The following is a 16,810-nucleotide window of genomic DNA, read 5'->3' on the forward strand; positions in this document are numbered from 1 at the left end:
CAGCTCCGGCTGGTTTTTTTGTAAAAAAGGCTTGTGATATAATAGAAGAAAACAAGCAAAAGGAGAAAGCTCATGCAGCAGTATCATATAAAAAGCCAGGCACCGGCTCTTGGCGAAGTTTTTGAAATTGAGGATGCAGATACTCTGGGCCACATGTTTAGGGTCATGCGTCTGGTTGAAGGAGACCAAATTCAGCTAGTCTTTGAGGGTCGCAAGTTAGCTTTAGCCAAGGTTGTCGAAGACCAAAAATTTGAGATTACCGAATTCCTGGAAAAATCAGTTGAACTGCCAGTTGATGTGACAGTTGCCATGGGCTATCCAAAAGGAGACAAGCTTGATTTTCTAGCCCAAAAGGGAACTGAACTTGGCATGCACGGCCTCTGGGCCTTTCCGGCTGACTGGTCGGTGGCCAAACTAGACGGCAAGAAGATTGGCAAGAGGGCCATGCGTCTGGAAAAGATTGCCCAGGGGGCCAGCGAGCAAAGCAAACGCCTGCTTGTTCCTGAAATCCGGCTCTTTGAAAGCAAGGGGGACTTCCTAAATAAACTAGCTGACTTTGACCTGATTTTGGTGGCCTATGAGGAATCAGCCAAGGAGGGTGAAAAGGCAGGATTTGTTAAGGCCCTGGAAAGTCTAACTCCAGGACAGAAGGTGTTAATCATCTTTGGTCCTGAAGGGGGCATTTCTCCCAAGGAAATCGACCGTTTTCTAGAAGCTGGTGCAAAAATAGTGGGTCTTGGTCCAAGAATTATGAGAGCTGAGACAGCACCCCTTTATGCCCTAAGTTCCATTAGTTTATATTTAGAATTATTAAATAATAACTGATAAAGTTTATAAATTATCTTAATCTCAGTAGAAAGCACGCATAGTGCTTTTTTTTTTGAACAATTGGTGCTAAAATTAGACTAATAATTTGAGACACTAGGAGAAAAGATGGCTACAGAACCGAATTTGACGGGAGATCAGGTTGTGAAACTTGCTTCTTCTTACATGAATGAGAAGGATTTAATCATGGTCCAAAAGGCCTTGGTTTATGCGACAAAGGCCCATGCCTTGCAATATAGACAATCAGGAGAACCTTATATTGTTCACCCCATCCAGGTAGCAGGGATTTTGGCTGACTTAAAGCTTGATGCTGTAACAGTAGCTTGTGGTTTTTTGCATGACGTTGTTGAAGATACTGAGGTTACCCTAGATGACCTAGAGGAAGAGTTTGGGGAAGATGTAAGAAACATTGTTGACGGCGTTACCAAACTTGGTAAGGTTGAGTATAAGTCTCACGAAGAGCAGTTGGCTGAAAATCACCGTAAGATGTTAATGGCTATGAGCAAGGACATGCGGGTAATTCTTGTAAAACTTGCTGACCGCCTGCATAATATGAGAACCCTAAAACATTTGCGTCCTGAAAAGCAAAAAAGAATCTCTCGTGAAACCATGGATATTTATGCTCCGCTGGCTCATAGACTTGGTATCAGTAGAATCAAGTGGGAGCTTGAAGATTTATCTTTTAGATACTTAAATGAGCTTGAATTTTACAGGATTCGCAGCCTGATGAATGAAAAGAGGACTGACCGGGAGAATCTTGTGACTGATGTTGTTGCAAGACTTAATAAGCACCTGGAAGAAGTTGGTGTTGAAGGTGAGGTTTACGGTCGTCCTAAACACATCTATTCTATTTATAGGAAGATGCATGACAAGAAAAAACGTTTTGATGAAATCTATGATTTAATCGCCATTCGTTGCGTTATGGATACAACATCTGATGTTTATACGACTTTAGGTTATATTCATGACCTGTGGAAACCAATGCCAGGTCGTTTCAAAGACTATATAGCTAATCCTAAGGAAAACGGCTATCAGTCTGTTCATACTACAGTTTACGGACCTAAAGGTCCAGTTGAATTCCAAATCAGGACTAAAAAGCAACATGAAATTGCTGAGTACGGGGTTGCAGCTCACTGGGCCTATAAAGAGGGTCACAAGGCCAAAGTAAGTAACGATGAACTTACACAGAATCTGAACTGGCTACAAGAGCTGGTTGAACTTCAAAGCCAAAGTCATAATGCCCAGGACTTTGTTAAACAGGTTCAAGAGGATATCTTGGCTGAAAAAATCTATGTCTTTACCCCAACAGGTGCCGTCCAGGAGTTACCAGCAGGGTCTGGACCCATTGACTTTGCCTATGCCATCCACACCCAAGTAGGTGACAAGGCAACGGGTGCCAAGATAAATGGAAGGATGTCTCCTCTGACACAAACCTTAAAAACAGGGGATGTTGTTGAGATCATCACCAGCAAGTCATCATTTGGACCAAGTCGTGACTGGCTAAATATTGTAAAAACCAATAAGGCTAAGAATAAGATTAAAAACTTCTTCAAGAGTCAGGACAAGGAACTATCGATTAACAAGGGTCGTGAGATGCTTCAAGATTACTTGCAGGAAAATGATTTTGTTCCCAACCAGTATCTTGATAAAAGACACTTGGACGATGTATGTAACAAGCTTAATTTCAGAGATTCAGATGCTCTTTTTGCCTCAATTGGTTTTGGTGAGACAGGTGTTATCAGTGTCTTCAACAAGCTGACCGAGAAGGAACGTCGTGAGATTGAGCGGGAAAAACAACGTCAGGAAGCTGAAGAACTCATGCAGGGTGAGGTCAAGAAAACCAAGACTGATGTTATGAAGATCCGCCATGATGGTGGAGTTAATGTTGCTAATATTGATAGTCTTCTGGTACGGATGAGTAAATGTTGTAACCCGGTCCCAGGTGACGAAATAATTGGCTACATTACTAAGGGTCGTGGTGTTTCTATCCATAGAAGTGACTGTCAAAATGTGAAGGCCCAAGAGGACTTTGAAAACAGATTGATTGATGTAGAGTGGGAAGAAACTACAGGATCTAAGGAATATGTCGCAGATATTGATGTTTACGGTTTTAACAGACCAGGCCTTTTAAATGATATTCTGCAACTTTTAAGTAACACAACCAAGAACCTGATTTCCGTATCAGCGCATCCAACCAAGGATAAGAAGATTGCAAACATCCATATTTCAATTGGTATCAAAAATCTGAGTGAGTTGACCCTTGTCGTTGATAAAATCAAGATGATACCTGATGTTTATTCAGTTAAGAGGACAAATGGCTAATGAAGATAGTAATTCAAAGGGTTGAAGAAGCTAATGTGGCCGTGGAAGAAGAGATAATCGGTCAGATTAAACAAGGTTTTCTTCTTTTAGTAGGTGTTGAAGATTCAGATAGTCAGTTGGATCTTGACTATGCTGTCAGAAAGATATCCAATATGCGGATTTTTTCAGATCCTTCAGGTAAAATGAATCTTTCTATTAAAGACATAGACGGAGATATTCTTTCAATTTCCCAGTTTACTTTATATGCCAATACCAAAAAGGGAAACCGCCCTTCCTTTACAGGAGCCGGTAAACCTGACTATGCCAAGGAGTTTTATGATTCATTTAATCAGGCTCTAAGTCAAAGTATTGGTAAGGAAATCCAAAGAGGAATTTTTGGAGCAGACATGAAAGTTTCCTTAGTTAATGATGGACCGGTAACTATAATATTAGATACCAAAGAAGCAAGATAAACAAAAAGGCTAAACCAAATAGGGTTTAGCCTTTTATTTTTTTAAGTTAGCTAAGATAGTTAAGTATTGACAATTTTCTGATAATTCAATATACTATAGACTAGATTAATTAAACTAGATTAATTTTAAGGAAATAAGTGAGTAAATTATGAGAGGTCTAAATATGAAGAAAGTAGTTTTATCTGCCTTGGCTGTAATAACTACCTTAAGTCTAGCTGCCTGTGGGCAAGCTCCTACCGGAGCACCTGATGGCGCGGCTAATAAGGTTGGAGATACATTTAAAATTGGGTACGATTTGGAGATGACGGGACCCGTTGCAGCCTACGGAGAACAGGAAAAAATGGGAGCTGATTTAGCGGTTAAAGAAATTAACGCTAGCGGTGGAATTAATGGTAAGCAGATTGAAGTTGTGGCTAAGGATAACAAATCTGATAATGCCGAAGCAGCCAATATCGCAAGTAGCCTTGTTTCAAATGATAAGGTAGTAGCTGTTATCGGACCTGCGACTTCAGGAGCTGCTAAAGCCATCATTCCTAATACAACACGCGCAGGAGTTCCATTTATTACACCATCAGGATCTGATGATAGTCTGACTGTTATGAAAAATGGAAGACTAAATGAATTTGCCTTTAGGACAATCTTCCAGGATAGTGACCAAGGTAAGATCATTGCAGAGTATGTAGAAGATAGCTTAAAGGCTAAAAATGTTCTTGTTTATTATGATAATTCAAGTGACTATGCCAAGGGAATCTACAACTCATTTAAGAAGTCATTTACAGGAGATATCGTTGATACTGTAACCTTCCAATCAGGAGATAAAGACTTCCAGGCTACCCTATCTAAGATTAAAAATCTTAACTTTGATGCCATTGTAATGCCTGGTTACTATAATGAAACAGGTCTTATTACCAAGCAGGCGCGTGAACTAGGAATTGACGCTCCAATCATTGGAGGAGACGGATTCTCATCTGATACCTATGTTAAGCTTGCAGGTAATGCTGCAGCAACTAATATTCACTTTGTTGGAGCCTTTTCACCAAAAGCCCCAGCAACTGATAAAACCGAACCTTTTATCGAAGAATATAGGAAAGCATACAATCAAGAACCATCAGGATTTTCTGCCCTTGCCTATGATGCTGTTTACATGGTTAAGGTAGCTGCCGAAGAAGGAAAAGTTACTGATTCAGCTGAACTAGCTGAATACCTTGCAAAAATTAAGGACTTTAAAGGTGTTACTGGGATGATTACAATTGATGAAAATCACAATCCGATTAAATCAGCTGTAGTAATAACCTTGGATAATGGAGTAGAGAGCAAAGCGGAAGTTGTTAATCCGAAGTAAATAAAATGAAAAAGGTGAATCAATGCAAATAATAGTAAATGGTTTGATTCTCGGAAGTGTGTATGCCCTAATAGCCCTAGGGTATACCATGGTATACGGGATTATTAAGTTAATAAATTTCGCCCACGGTGATGTCTACATGATGGGTGCCTTCATGGGTTACTTTTTAATAAATAACCTACATATGAATTTCTTCCTGGCCCTCCTTATATCAATGGTTGGAACTGCAATCTTAGGAGTTGTGATTGAGTTTTTAGCCTACAGGCCCCTAAGGAATTCAACAAGGATTTCAGCCCTAATTACAGCGATTGGGGTATCCTTCCTTTTAGAAAATACAATGATCTACTTCTTTGGTAGTTCAGCTAGACAGTTTCCACAAGCTATTGAAGTTCATAAATATAGCTTTGGATCGATCACAATTACAAATATTCAGCTGATGATTCTTGTTACATCAATTATTCTGATGGCAGCCCTTCAGTTGATTGTTCAAAAAACTAAGATGGGTAAGGCCATGCGTGCCGTATCAGTTGATAAGGAAGCAGCCCAACTTATGGGGATTAATGTTGACCATACAATCAGTTTTACCTTCGCCCTTGGTAGTGCCTTTGCCGGTGCAGCTGGTGTTATGATTGGTCTTTACTACGGATCAATCGATCCATTGATGGGTATGACACCAGGTCTTAAAGCCTTTGTAGCAGCGGTTCTTGGAGGAATTGGAATTATTCCTGGAGCAGCTCTTGGTGGTCTTGTAATTGGTCTACTAGAAACATTTACCCAGTCAATTCCAGGGAAATTCTCTTGGATTGCAGGTTACAAGGATGCCGTTGTTTACGCCATTCTAATCGTTATCCTCCTAATCAGACCAGCAGGTATCTTAGGAAAAAGCGTGAAGGAGAAGGTTTAATATGAAAAATAGAGCAAAAACAAGCCTGATCTGGTCAGTGCTTTTGGTGGCAGGATTTGTTCTGCTACAATTCATGATTTCTGGTGGTGTGATAAATACCTTTGGTGTTCAATCAATTAGCTATATTGGGATTCAAATTATCCTAGCTGTTGGACTTAACTTTGTCATTGGATTTTCTGGCCAATTTTCATTTGGTACAGCAGGTTTCATGGCCATTGGTGCCTATGCCGCAGCCATTGTTGGTATGTATTCAACCTACTACTATGCCTTTTATATAGCTATGTTTGTTGGGGCAGTCCTTGCTGGACTTGTAGCCCTAATTGTTGGGATTCCAACTCTTAGACTTAAGGGGGACTATCTAGCCATTGCAACCCTTGGTGTTTCTGAGATCATAAGAATTCTTATTATGAATGGTGATGAGTTGACTAACGGAGCAGCTGGACTTTCAGGGATTCCTCTTTTTACCAACTGGCAGACAGTTTATATTTTTGTAGCCCTTTCAATTATTTTAACAACGAATTTTGTTAATTCAGCAAGTGGTCGTGAGACTCTTTCAATTAGAGAAGATGAGATTGCAGCTGAATCTATGGGGGTTAATACTACGAAAGTTAAGGTCTTAGCCTTTGTTTATGGAGCCATCCTTTCTAGTATTGCAGGATCTCTTTATGCAGGTCTAATTGGAACTGTAACTCCTAAAGACTTTACTTGGTTACAGTCAGTAAATATCATTATTATTGTCGTTTTTGGTGGACTTGGAAGTATCACAGGTACAATAATTGCAGCTATTGCCCTTGGTTTCCTAAATATCTTCTTGCAAGACTTTGGAAGCCTAAGAATGGTTATCTACTCACTTGCTCTAATTCTTGTAATGATCTTTAGACCAGGTGGACTTCTTGGAACCAAGGAATTTAAGCTATCATCATTTTTCAATCACAAAGAAACTAAGGGGGTCAAATAATGGCACTTCTTGAAGTAAAAAATTTAACAAAAAACTTCGGTGGTCTAACTGCCGTAAGTGACGTTTGTATCAGCCTTGAAAGCTCTGAATTAGTTGGTCTGATTGGACCAAATGGAGCCGGGAAAACGACCCTTTTTAACCTTTTAACTGGTGTTTATGAACCTAGTGAAGGAACAGTGGAACTTGACGGGGAGGTCTTAAATGGCCTACCTTCTTACAAGTTTGCCCAGGCAGGTTTGGGTAGAACCTTCCAAAATATTCGTTTGTTTAAGGACCTTTCAGTTCTGGACAATGTTTTGATTGCCCTTGGAGCTAAGAAGAAGAAACACTTTTTTGCCAGTCTTTTGCGCCTTCCTATTTATTACAAGATTGATGAAGAGCTCATTGCTAAGGCTCAAGAACTTTTAAAAATCTTCAATCTTCAAGACAAACAGGATATTCCAGCCAATAAATTACCCTACGGGGAACAACGTAAACTTGAGATTGTTCGTGCCCTTGCTACTGATCCTAAAATTTTATTTTTAGATGAACCGGCAGCTGGGATGAATCCTCAGGAAACGGCTGAATTAACTGGACTGATTAAAGAAATTCAGGAAAAATTTGGAATTACTATTGTTCTGATTGAGCATGATATGGGGCTTGTAATGGATGTTTGCCAAAGAATCTACGTTTTAGAATATGGACGGATGATTGCAGAAGGTAATCCAGAAGAAATTAAGAATAATAAAAAGGTTATTGAAGCTTATCTAGGAGGTGAAGCCTAATGTTAGAAGTTAAAGACTTATCTGTCTATTATGGCGTAATCCAGGCTGTAAGTGATGTAAACTTTAAGGTTAATGAAGGAGAAATTGTTTCCTTAATCGGAGCTAACGGGGCAGGAAAAACAACCATCCTTCATACAATTTCTGGTCTTGTCCGTCCTAAAAATGGAATCATAACCTTTGAAGGACAAGAAATTCAAAAGGTTGCCCCGCAAAAAATCGTATCTTCTGGTCTTTGCCAAGTACCAGAAGGGCGTCATGTTTTTCCAGGACTTACCGTTCTTGAGAATCTTGAGATGGGAGCTTACCTTAAAAAAGACCGGGAGGAAAATTCCCGCAACCTTAAAAAAGTATTTTCACGTTTCCCGCGTTTAGAAGAACGTAAAAATCAAGATGCTTCGACCCTTTCGGGTGGGGAGCAGCAGATGCTTGCCATGGGTCGTGCGCTTATGGGAACACCAAAACTTTTACTGCTAGATGAACCATCAATGGGGCTTGCACCTATCTTCATCCAAGAGATTTTTGATATAATTCAAGATATCCAGAAGCAAGGAACAACTGTTCTTTTAATTGAGCAAAATGCCAATAAGGCCTTGGCCATCTCAGACCGAGGTTATGTTTTAGAAACAGGAAAAGTTGTTTTAGCAGGTACTGGTAAAGAACTTTTAGAAAGTGATGAAGTACGTAAGGCTTATCTTGGAGGTTAATCCTTCAAAGGACTTATTAAAAAATTAAAGGAGTAGGAAAAGATGGCAGTTAAGGATTTTATGACAAAAGAGGTTATCAGCGTAAGCCCTGATACTAAGGTTGCAAAAGTTGCTGATTTAATGCGTGAGAAAAATATTCACCGCTTACCAGTACTTGATAATGGTAAGTTAGTTGGTCTTGTAACAGAGGGAACAATTGCTGAGGCAACTCCAAGTAAGGCTACAAGCCTTTCAGTTTATGAGATGAATTACCTTCTTAATAAGACAACAGTCAAATCAATCATGATTAAAAATGTTGTTACGGTTTCCCAATTTGCTTCCCTGGAAGATGCTGTTTACCTAATGCGCGAGAACAATATTGGTGTTCTCCCAGTAGTTGATGGCGGTAAAATTGAAGGTATTATTACTGACAAAGATGTTTTTGATGCCTTTTTACAGGTAGCAGGTTACGGAGAAGCTGGTGTAAGAATTCGTTTAGCCATAAAAAATGAAATCGGAGCCCTTGAAAAGATCACTGATTTAGTAGCTGAAAACGAGTATAACGTAATGAGTATTCTTCAACTAAACAACAAAGAAGAGGGAACTACAATTTTAGAAATCCTTCTTGAGGGAAGCCTTAAAGAAGATGAAGTTCAAAGTAAATTTGAAGCAGCCGGCTTTAAGGTAGAGAGTGTTGAAAAAACCGAAGCTAAAGCCAACTAAATTTTAGTAAAAAAAGAAGCCTTAGGCTTCTTTTTTTGTTGCTTTCTAAGCAGATGATTAATATTTGATTCCTCTAATTGAAATAATAGAAATTCCAGATAGGAGAGCAAAGATAGCTGACATTAGGAAGATTGCTTGAAAACCAAAGGTATTGATGGCTATGGCTGCAAGAATTGGGGCCAAGGCTTGGGTCACAGTTGATCCAAGGTTATAAACACCTAGGAAGAAGGCGACCTTTTCTTTATCGGGAATAATTTTAAGATTTAAAAGATTATTAAGAGAGTTCCACACCCCAAGTCCCAAACCAGCTAGAAAAGCATAAACAAGGATTCCTGTTGCATCTTGAAAGAAGTAAATGGCTAGGGCTCCAAGTCCCATGAAAATGGTAGCTAGGGCAAGAGGAATTTTTAAAAATTTAGTTTTGTCGCAAAGGGGTCCTACAAAGAAGCCACATAAGATACCAAAGATAAGCATAATAATATTTAATTGCTGGACCGTTGATTTAACAACAGTATCACTTTGATTCATAAAGTCTGTCAGAATATAGAGGATATAGCTTGCAATCATGTAATTTGATGCACTCTGGAACATTTTTCCGGCTAGGGCCAGATAGTAGTCCCTTCCAATTGACCATTTAGGACAAACTGATTTGACTACTTCTCCAAATGATTCTTTTTCAATTTCCTGTTTGTGGTCTGGAAAATCGTCTAGATTAGATGGCTCCCGAACGATAAGAAGGGCAAGTAAGCAACCGATAAAGGTGATAATTCCAAAAACAGTAAAACCAAGTTGCAGCCTATGGAGAAAATAGACTCCTAGAACCGTGAATCCATTATTTCCAAGGGCCATACCAAGACCTCCGTAAGCAGAGGATGCTGTACCGCCTCCACCTTCTGGAGCCAGATCAAGCCAGGCCACCATGGGAGCTACAACAAAGTTTAAGGCAACCTGTCCAAGGATCCAGGTTGTTAAAAGAAGGGGTATACTTGTTGACATCCCAGCAATAATCATAAGAATCATAAAGCTTAAGGCGCCTCCAAAAATCCAAGGAGTTCTTTTACCGAAACGGGAGACAGTTCTGTCTGAAAGGGAACCTGCAACCATGTTTGAAATAGAGGCTGCAATCATAGAGGTAGTTGAAAAGAGGGCTACAAGACTTACCTTATGAGCTGAATCGAGTTCCTGAATGAGTGCTGGTAGGTAGAGGCTTGAGCAGACAGCATAGGGACCAAGCCAGGATGCGGGACCAACAACTAGTCCAGGTACTAGTCTTTTCAGAGGAACTGTTTTACTATCTAAATCTTTGGTTAGGGTAACTGCATTTTTCATAACTATCTCCTATAAGTTTGATACACGGTAGTAATCAAATTGACCACAAGACTTGTGCTGGTAAGAATCAACGCTTCCCATGAAGTTGACAAGGCCTGTAAAGCCTCCGATTTCTCCTGGAGTTCCGTTAACACCTTCGTCTGATAGATAGTCAACATCAAGGTCAGCCATAAGGACAACCCATTCGTCTTCTTCCTTGATGCGATAGAAGACTGTTGCTATAGCATTTTTATAAGCAATTTTCAGGCTAACTTCGCCCTCTGGAACAGCCACATTGTCATGGATGTATTCAATTCGTTCACCTAGTCTTGCCTGAGATAGGGAGAGCATAATCATGTCATATTGCTCGGAATAGGTCAGGTGGGCAAAGAGCCAATCATTGGCATCATAGTAGAGACCAAGCCCTGATTTTTGTGAGTAGTGGTCTGGCTTAAAGGTCAACCTTGTTTCAACTTCATAGTCAAATGAACTTGCTCTAGTTCCCATAATTGATGGAGTGACCTTAGAAAAGAGAGAATCACGCCCGTAAATCTCAAGTTTATTATTGACCTGCTTAACCCAGTCATTATTTTTAAAATGGTAAGGGGTCATAAAGCGTCCGCTGATTTCAGCTCCTCCAAAGTTTTCATTAATATCATCTTTTTGAGTAGATGGAAGAGTTACCTCATAAGGGATTTGGACAAATTCCTTTGCCAGATTTGAACCATCCTTCATTTCAAGCCATCCTTCATCTGTCCAGGTCATCTCTTGAATTGAGGTTTCACGTCCCAGGGGATTTAGGAGTTTTCCTTCAAGCGGACGACTCATTAGATGGAACATATACCATTCACCAGTTGGTGTTTGGACAAGGGAACCATGGCCAGATTTTTGTAATCTTGAGTGGGGATTGTACATCTCGAAGTGACCAGCATCAGGATCTCCCAGTGAGAAGAGGTGGGCAGGAGATGAGGTAAGAATTGGCTCCATTGAAGGGTGGGCCTCGTAAGGACCGAAGATATCTTTTGAGCGTCCGATTTCAACTCCGTGACCATAACCTGTTCCACCTGAGGCAAGGATTAGATAGTAGTAGCCATTACGTTTCCAGATATAAGGAGCTTCTACGCAACCTCTTGTAGTGAAACCGGAACTTACCCGTTTCCAGTCACCTATGATTTGACCATTTTCTGCATCGTATTCTGCAATGACAACTCGACCAGGAGACGGATAACCGACGCGCGATTCCCATTCAAGGACTGCTAGGTATTTTTTCCCGTCTTCATCATGAAAGAGAGAAGGATCAATTCCAATTGAAGTTACATATTGAGGTTCAGACCAAGGCCCCGTAATTTCATCAGCCCACATGGTGTAGGTGTTGGCATTAAATTCCCGTCCGCTCATATTAACCATCTGGCAGTAGGTCATCCAGAATTTTTTAGTCACCTCATCATAAGATAGGTTTGGCGCCCAAATCCCAGCAGGGGTATCAGTTCCCCGTAAATCAATTTCTCCTCCTGTAAGAACGTTTGTCACAAGTTCCCAGTTGGCTAAATCTTTTGAATGAAAGATGGGCACACCAGGTGTCCAGTGGAAGGTAGAAGTTGCTACATAGTAATCTTCTCCTACGCGGATAGCTGATGGGTCTGGAACCATTCCAGCCATGATTGGATTTTGGATAGTAGTCATAGTGTCTTTCCTCTTTTCTTTTTCGTTAAATCAACCAATAAAACTCTAAATATGATTAATATTTCTTCTATTGCTAGTGGTCCTGACTTTACTTATAATAAAGTTTGTTAAGGAGGTAGCAAATGTCAACTAAATTTGAATGTGTGGAACATAGTGAGATTCAGGATATTTACATATTCCTGGTTGAGATGAAGTATCGTAGTCCCCATCTACATAGCGATATTGAAATCATTTATCTCCTGCGTGGTAAAATGAATCTTACAACCAATGGTGAAAGTTTTGAGGTTTGCGCCGGCGAATTTGTTGCCCTAAACTCATGTCAATTACATGAATTTTCTTCCCAAGAAGGAGCTCTTTTATTAATATTTCAGATTTCCCCACAAAATTTTGAAGGATTTTTTCCGCAAATCAATGAACTCTTTTTTGACTCAAAACCAGTAATCCTTGATGGAAGCCAAGCAGCTACTAGGCTAAGAAAACACTTGTTTCTTGCCAGTCGTGCTCATTTTGAAGCCAGTGACTATTCACTCTTAGTTTGCCACGGCTACACCTCCCTAATCATTCATGATTTATTGGCAGTAGTTCCTTACGACCATAAATCTGAACGGGAACAAAATAAATCTCTTTATAAGCATGACCGGATTAATCAGATAAGCAACTATATAAATGCCCACTATCAGGAAAAACTACTTCTTTCTGATATTTCCAGTCATCTTTCCCTTTCAACTACCTACTTATCAAGGTTTTTTAGGGAAAATTTTGGAATTAGTTTTCAGGAATACCTAAATATTTTAAGGTGTGAACGGGCACGTTATTTACTGGCTAATACAGAAAATAATCTTCTAACCATCTGTGAATTATCAGGATTTTCAGATATCCGCTATTTAAATAAGGCTTTTAAAACCTTGTACGGAAAATCTCCCCGTGATTTTCGAAAGGAAAATCGCTGGCAGGAAGAAATTCAAGAGTTGGTTTCAGCTGCAAGTATTCGAGATGAGCAGGTTATTTACTCCCAAGAGCAATCTATAAGGGAATTAAGTAATTATGAGTAGGTTTAACAAGGCCTTCAAGCTTGAAGTTACAAGTTAAAGAAAACGCTTTCCTTAACTTGTTTCCAGAATATCCGAAATAGCTTTAACTTTCATGTACAATTTTGCCTAATTTAACAGACAATCTTGCCATCATCTTTATTTTGCAAAATTTATTTACTGGATTTTATTTTTAAATTTATGATTGAAAACTTAGATAAAAGTAGTGATTTTCAAGGGAAATAAGCTTGACAGCAAATCGTTAAAATGTTAATATTACTAACGGTACTTTTTACATTTGGTCTCTCGAAAGTGTACAGAGACGTGCTGACAAGTTGCAAGGTACACGCAAGCGCTACTCCGGTGGCGTGGGCAAGGAAGTCACCTTTTCTTGCCCGAAACTAACAAAACACACATTAAAAAAATAAGGAGTAAGTTAATAAAATGCCTACTATTAACCAATTGGTTCGCAAACCGCGTAAATCAAAAGTAGAAAAATCAAACTCACCAGCATTGAACATCGGATACAACAGCCGTAAAAAAGTTCAAACTAAACTTTCATCACCACAAAAACGTGGAGTAGCAACTCGTGTTGGTACTATGACACCTAAGAAACCTAACTCGGCTTTACGTAAGTATGCCCGTGTACGTCTTTCTAACCTTATCGAAGTTACTGCTTACATCCCAGGTATCGGACACAACCTACAAGAACACAGTGTTGTACTTATCCGTGGTGGACGTGTAAAAGACCTTCCAGGGGTACGTTACCACATCGTTCGTGGAGCACTTGATACTGCAGGTGTTGCTGACCGTAAACAAAGCCGTTCTAAATACGGAACTAAAAGACCTAAAGCTTAATTCAAAAATCATTAGGAGTTCAGCCTACCCACTTGCTGCGTAGAAAGAACAAATAGTCATTAGTCTTAAGAATAAGTTATAAAAAATTAATAAAAAATTGAGAAGGAGATAACTCGAAATGAGTCGTAAAGGACAAGCTCCAAAACGTGAAGTTTTGCCAGATCCGTTATATAATTCAAAAATCGTTACACGTCTTATCAACCGCCTTATGCTAGACGGTAAACGTGGAACAGCTGCTAGCATCGTTTATGGTGCATTTGATCAAATCAAGGAAACTACAGGAAATGAACCACTTGAAGTTTTTGAAACTGCAATGGAAAACATCATGCCTATCCTTGAAGTACGCGCTCGTCGTGTTGGTGGATCAAACTACCAAGTACCAGTTGAAGTACGTCCAGAACGTCGTACAACTCTTGGACTTCGTTGGTTAGTAACAATCTCACGTCAACGTGGTGAACACACTATGCAAGACCGTCTTGCTAAAGAAATCATGGACGCAGCTAACAACACTGGTGCATCTGTTAAGAAACGTGAAGATACTCACAAAATGGCAGAAGCTAACCGTGCATTCGCTCACTTCCGCTGGTAAGATCTTCTGGGTTCGCCCGAAGAAACTACTTGCTTAAGTAGCAGAAGTCCTGTAGCCAAACTACAGGCAAGCTTGACTAGTCAGGCAAAATTAAATAGGTAAACATACAAAGACATAACTGGGTGGGCTACTGCCCTTCCAGTTTTGTTTTTGAACTAAATGTGATAGAATATTTCTATAGAAAAATATTAAGGAGAAACAACCTAATGGCACGCGAATTTTCATTAGAAAACACTCGTAATATCGGTATCATGGCTCACGTCGATGCTGGTAAAACAACAACTACTGAACGTGTACTTTACTATACTGGTAAAATCCACAAAATCGGTGAAACTCACGAAGGTGCATCACAAATGGACTGGATGGAGCAAGAACAAGAACGTGGTATCACAATCACTTCTGCGGCTACAACTGCACAGTGGAAAGGTAACCGTGTAAACATCATCGACACACCAGGACACGTGGACTTCACAATTGAGGTACAACGTTCACTTCGCGTACTTGATGGAGCTGTTACAGTACTTGATGCTCAATCAGGTGTTGAGCCTCAAACAGAAACAGTTTGGCGTCAGGCTACAGACTACAAGGTTCCACGTATCGTTTTCGCTAACAAAATGGACAAAATCGGAGCTGATTTCTACTACTCACTTTCAACTCTACATGACCGTTTAAACGCAAACGCTCACCCAATTCAAATTCCAATTGGAGCTGAAGAAGATTTCGTAGGTATCATCAACCTTGTAAACATGACAGCTGAGATCTACACTAACGATCTTGGAACTGACATTAAAGAACTTGTTGTTGGATCTGATGAGTTCAAAGCTGAACTTGCTGCTCTTAACTTCGATGCTGATGAATACGAAGCACTTGCTGAAGAATGGCATGGTAAATTAGTTGAAGCTGTAGCTGAAACTGATGAAGACCTAATGATGGCTTACCTTGAAGGTGAAGAAATTTCACAAGAAGAGCTTAAAGCTGCTATCCGTAAAGCAACAATCAACGTTGAATTCTACCCAATGCTTGCTGGTTCTGCCTTCAAGAACAAAGGTGTTCAAATGATGCTTGATGCGGTTATCGACTACCTACCTTCACCACTTGACATCCCTGCAATCAAAGGTATCAACCCAGATACAGACGAAGAAGAAACTCGTCCAGCATCTGACGAAGAGCCATTTGCAGCACTTGCCTTCAAGATCATGACTGACCCATTCGTTGGACGTCTTACTTTCTTCCGTGTTTACTCTGGTATCCTTCAATCAGGATCATACACACTAAACACTTCTAAAGGTAAACGTGAACGTATCGGACGTATTCTACAAATGCACGCGAACACTCGTAAAGAAATCAGCGAAGTTTACGCTGGAGATATCGCAGCAGCTGTTGGTCTTAAAGATACTACAACTGGTGACACTCTTGCAGACGAAAAACACAAGGTTATCCTTGAGTCAATCGAAATTCCAGAACCAGTTATCCAACTTTCTGTTGAACCTAAATCTAAAGCTGACCAAGATAAGATGGGTGTTGCCCTTCAAAAACTTGCAGAAGAAGATCCAACATTCCGCGTTGAAACAAACGTTGAAACTGGTGAAACTGTAATCTCTGGTATGGGTGAACTTCACCTTGACGTCCTTGTAGACCGTATGAAACGTGAATTCAAGGTTGAAGCTAACGTTGGTGCTCCACAGGTATCTTACCGTGAAACATTCCGTTCAGCTACTGAAGCCGAAGGTAAATTCGTACGTCAATCAGGTGGTAAAGGACAATACGGACACGTTTGGGTTGAATTCACTCCTAACGAAGAAGGTGCTGGATTCGAATTCGAAAACGCAATCGTCGGTGGGGTTGTACCACGTGAATACATCCCAGCAGTTGAAAAAGGACTTGAAGAGTCTATGGCTAACGGGGTTCTTGCTGGATACCCAATGGTTGACATCAAAGCTAAACTTTACGATGGTTCATACCACGATGTCGATTCAAATGAAACTGCCTTCCGTGTAGCAGCATCTATGGCCCTTAAAGCGGCAGCTAAAAAAGCTAACCCAGTTATCCTTGAGCCAATGATGAAAGTTACAATCACTGTTCCTGAAGAAAATCTTGGGGATATCATGGGACACGTAACAGCTCGTCGTGGACGTGTTGATGGAATGGAAGCTCACGGTAACAGCCAAATCGTTAATGCTTTCGTACCGCTTGCTGAAATGTTCGGATACGCAACAACTCTACGTTCTTCAACTCAAGGACGTGGTACATTCATGATGGTATTTGACCACTATGAAGATGTTCCAAAATCTGTTCAAGAAGAAATCATCAAGAAAAATGGTGGACAAGCTTAATTGTTCTTAAAAAATTAAGTAAAGCACGAATATTCGAT

The 16,810-nt window shown here is 40.1% G+C and carries 15 protein-coding genes; 13 read left to right on the forward strand and 2 right to left on the reverse strand.

The window, feature by feature from the left end; genetic code table 11:
• Positions 1-72: 72 nt before the first annotated feature.
• From OZX60_00355 to OZX60_00395, 9 genes are all read left to right on the forward strand, one after another.
• Positions 73-825 carry a 16S rRNA (uracil(1498)-N(3))-methyltransferase gene (locus OZX60_00355; protein WEV45248.1) on the forward strand — a complete coding sequence of 251 codons (753 nt, stop codon included), beginning with the start codon at positions 73-75 and terminating at the stop codon, positions 823-825.
• Positions 826-933: 108 nt separating this feature from the next.
• Positions 934-3,147, forward strand: coding sequence for a bifunctional (p)ppGpp synthetase/guanosine-3',5'-bis(diphosphate) 3'-pyrophosphohydrolase (locus tag OZX60_00360; protein ID WEV45249.1), 2,214 nt, complete (start codon positions 934-936; stop codon positions 3,145-3,147).
• A complete protein-coding gene (dtd, locus tag OZX60_00365) occupies positions 3,147-3,599 on the forward strand; it encodes a D-aminoacyl-tRNA deacylase (protein ID WEV45250.1) in 453 nt (150 codons plus the stop codon). The genes OZX60_00360 and dtd overlap by 1 nt, the downstream gene beginning before the upstream one ends.
• Positions 3,600-3,762: 163 nt before the next feature.
• Positions 3,763-4,941 (forward strand): ABC transporter substrate-binding protein, encoded by a 1,179-nt coding sequence (locus OZX60_00370; protein ID WEV45251.1) that lies wholly within the window; start codon positions 3,763-3,765, stop codon positions 4,939-4,941.
• 22 nt (positions 4,942-4,963) lie between these two features.
• Complete coding sequence (locus tag OZX60_00375; protein ID WEV45252.1) at positions 4,964-5,845, forward strand: branched-chain amino acid ABC transporter permease; 882 nt, start codon at positions 4,964-4,966, stop codon at positions 5,843-5,845.
• Position 5,846: 1 nt separating this feature from the next.
• The gene (locus OZX60_00380) at positions 5,847-6,803 is read left to right on the forward strand and encodes a branched-chain amino acid ABC transporter permease (protein WEV45253.1); all 957 of its coding nucleotides are present in this window, start codon (positions 5,847-5,849) and stop codon (positions 6,801-6,803) included.
• Positions 6,803-7,567: an ABC transporter ATP-binding protein gene (locus OZX60_00385; GenBank protein WEV45254.1), complete on the forward strand. Its 765-nt coding sequence runs from the start codon at positions 6,803-6,805 to the stop codon at positions 7,565-7,567. The genes OZX60_00380 and OZX60_00385 overlap by 1 nt, the downstream gene beginning before the upstream one ends.
• Positions 7,567-8,271, forward strand: a complete 705-nt coding sequence (locus tag OZX60_00390) for an ABC transporter ATP-binding protein (protein ID WEV45255.1) — start codon at positions 7,567-7,569, stop codon at positions 8,269-8,271. The genes OZX60_00385 and OZX60_00390 overlap by 1 nt, the downstream gene beginning before the upstream one ends.
• 42 nt (positions 8,272-8,313) lie before the next feature.
• Positions 8,314-8,973: a CBS domain-containing protein gene (locus tag OZX60_00395; protein ID WEV45256.1), complete on the forward strand. Its 660-nt coding sequence runs from the start codon at positions 8,314-8,316 to the stop codon at positions 8,971-8,973.
• A 57-nt stretch (positions 8,974-9,030) separates the two neighbouring features.
• On the opposite strand, the gene OZX60_00400 is transcribed toward OZX60_00395, so the two are convergent.
• Together OZX60_00400 and OZX60_00405 are read right to left on the reverse strand one after the other, a co-directional pair.
• Positions 9,031-10,302: an MFS transporter gene (locus OZX60_00400; protein ID WEV45257.1), complete on the reverse strand. Its 1,272-nt coding sequence runs from the start codon at positions 10,300-10,302 to the stop codon at positions 9,031-9,033.
• 9 nt (positions 10,303-10,311) lie between these two features.
• Positions 10,312-11,964 (reverse strand): family 43 glycosylhydrolase, encoded by a 1,653-nt coding sequence (locus tag OZX60_00405; GenBank protein ID WEV45258.1) that lies wholly within the window; start codon positions 11,962-11,964, stop codon positions 10,312-10,314.
• A 122-nt stretch (positions 11,965-12,086) separates the two neighbouring features.
• Between OZX60_00405 and OZX60_00410 the strand changes: the two genes are divergently transcribed.
• The 4 genes from OZX60_00410 to fusA all read left to right on the forward strand — a co-directional run bounded on the left by OZX60_00410 (position 12,087) and on the right by fusA (position 16,772).
• A complete protein-coding gene (locus OZX60_00410) occupies positions 12,087-13,016 on the forward strand; it encodes an AraC family transcriptional regulator (GenBank protein WEV45259.1) in 930 nt (309 codons plus the stop codon).
• Positions 13,017-13,436: 420 nt separating this feature from the next.
• Positions 13,437-13,850 carry a 30S ribosomal protein S12 gene (gene rpsL, locus OZX60_00415; protein ID WEV45260.1) on the forward strand — a complete coding sequence of 138 codons (414 nt, stop codon included), beginning with the start codon at positions 13,437-13,439 and terminating at the stop codon, positions 13,848-13,850.
• 118 nt (positions 13,851-13,968) lie between these two features.
• On the forward strand, positions 13,969-14,439 hold the full coding sequence (gene rpsG, locus OZX60_00420; protein WEV45261.1) for a 30S ribosomal protein S7: 471 nt from the start codon (positions 13,969-13,971) through the stop codon (positions 14,437-14,439).
• 206 nt (positions 14,440-14,645) lie between these two features.
• Positions 14,646-16,772, forward strand: a complete 2,127-nt coding sequence (gene fusA, locus OZX60_00425) for an elongation factor G (GenBank protein WEV45262.1) — start codon at positions 14,646-14,648, stop codon at positions 16,770-16,772.
• The last annotated feature ends 38 nt before the right edge of the window (positions 16,773-16,810 follow it).

It is taken from the genome of Streptococcaceae bacterium ESL0687 (genome assembly GCA_029392475.1).
Taxonomy (GTDB): domain Bacteria; phylum Bacillota; class Bacilli; order Lactobacillales; family Streptococcaceae; genus Floricoccus.

Coding starts and splice junctions, on each gene's coding strand:
- OZX60_00355 (WEV45248.1), top strand. CDS start 73: ATGCAGCAGTATCATATAAAAAGCCAGGCACCGGCTCTTGGCGAAGTT.
- OZX60_00360 (WEV45249.1), top strand. CDS start 934: ATGGCTACAGAACCGAATTTGACGGGAGATCAGGTTGTGAAACTTGCT.
- dtd (WEV45250.1), top strand. CDS start 3,147: ATGAAGATAGTAATTCAAAGGGTTGAAGAAGCTAATGTGGCCGTGGAA.
- OZX60_00370 (WEV45251.1), top strand. CDS start 3,763: ATGAAGAAAGTAGTTTTATCTGCCTTGGCTGTAATAACTACCTTAAGT.
- OZX60_00375 (WEV45252.1), top strand. CDS start 4,964: ATGCAAATAATAGTAAATGGTTTGATTCTCGGAAGTGTGTATGCCCTA.
- OZX60_00380 (WEV45253.1), top strand. CDS start 5,847: ATGAAAAATAGAGCAAAAACAAGCCTGATCTGGTCAGTGCTTTTGGTG.
- OZX60_00385 (WEV45254.1), top strand. CDS start 6,803: ATGGCACTTCTTGAAGTAAAAAATTTAACAAAAAACTTCGGTGGTCTA.
- OZX60_00390 (WEV45255.1), top strand. CDS start 7,567: ATGTTAGAAGTTAAAGACTTATCTGTCTATTATGGCGTAATCCAGGCT.
- OZX60_00395 (WEV45256.1), top strand. CDS start 8,314: ATGGCAGTTAAGGATTTTATGACAAAAGAGGTTATCAGCGTAAGCCCT.
- OZX60_00400 (WEV45257.1), bottom strand. CDS start 10,302: ATGAAAAATGCAGTTACCCTAACCAAAGATTTAGATAGTAAAACAGTT.
- OZX60_00405 (WEV45258.1), bottom strand. CDS start 11,964: ATGACTACTATCCAAAATCCAATCATGGCTGGAATGGTTCCAGACCCA.
- OZX60_00410 (WEV45259.1), top strand. CDS start 12,087: ATGTCAACTAAATTTGAATGTGTGGAACATAGTGAGATTCAGGATATT.
- rpsL (WEV45260.1), top strand. CDS start 13,437: ATGCCTACTATTAACCAATTGGTTCGCAAACCGCGTAAATCAAAAGTA.
- rpsG (WEV45261.1), top strand. CDS start 13,969: ATGAGTCGTAAAGGACAAGCTCCAAAACGTGAAGTTTTGCCAGATCCG.
- fusA (WEV45262.1), top strand. CDS start 14,646: ATGGCACGCGAATTTTCATTAGAAAACACTCGTAATATCGGTATCATG.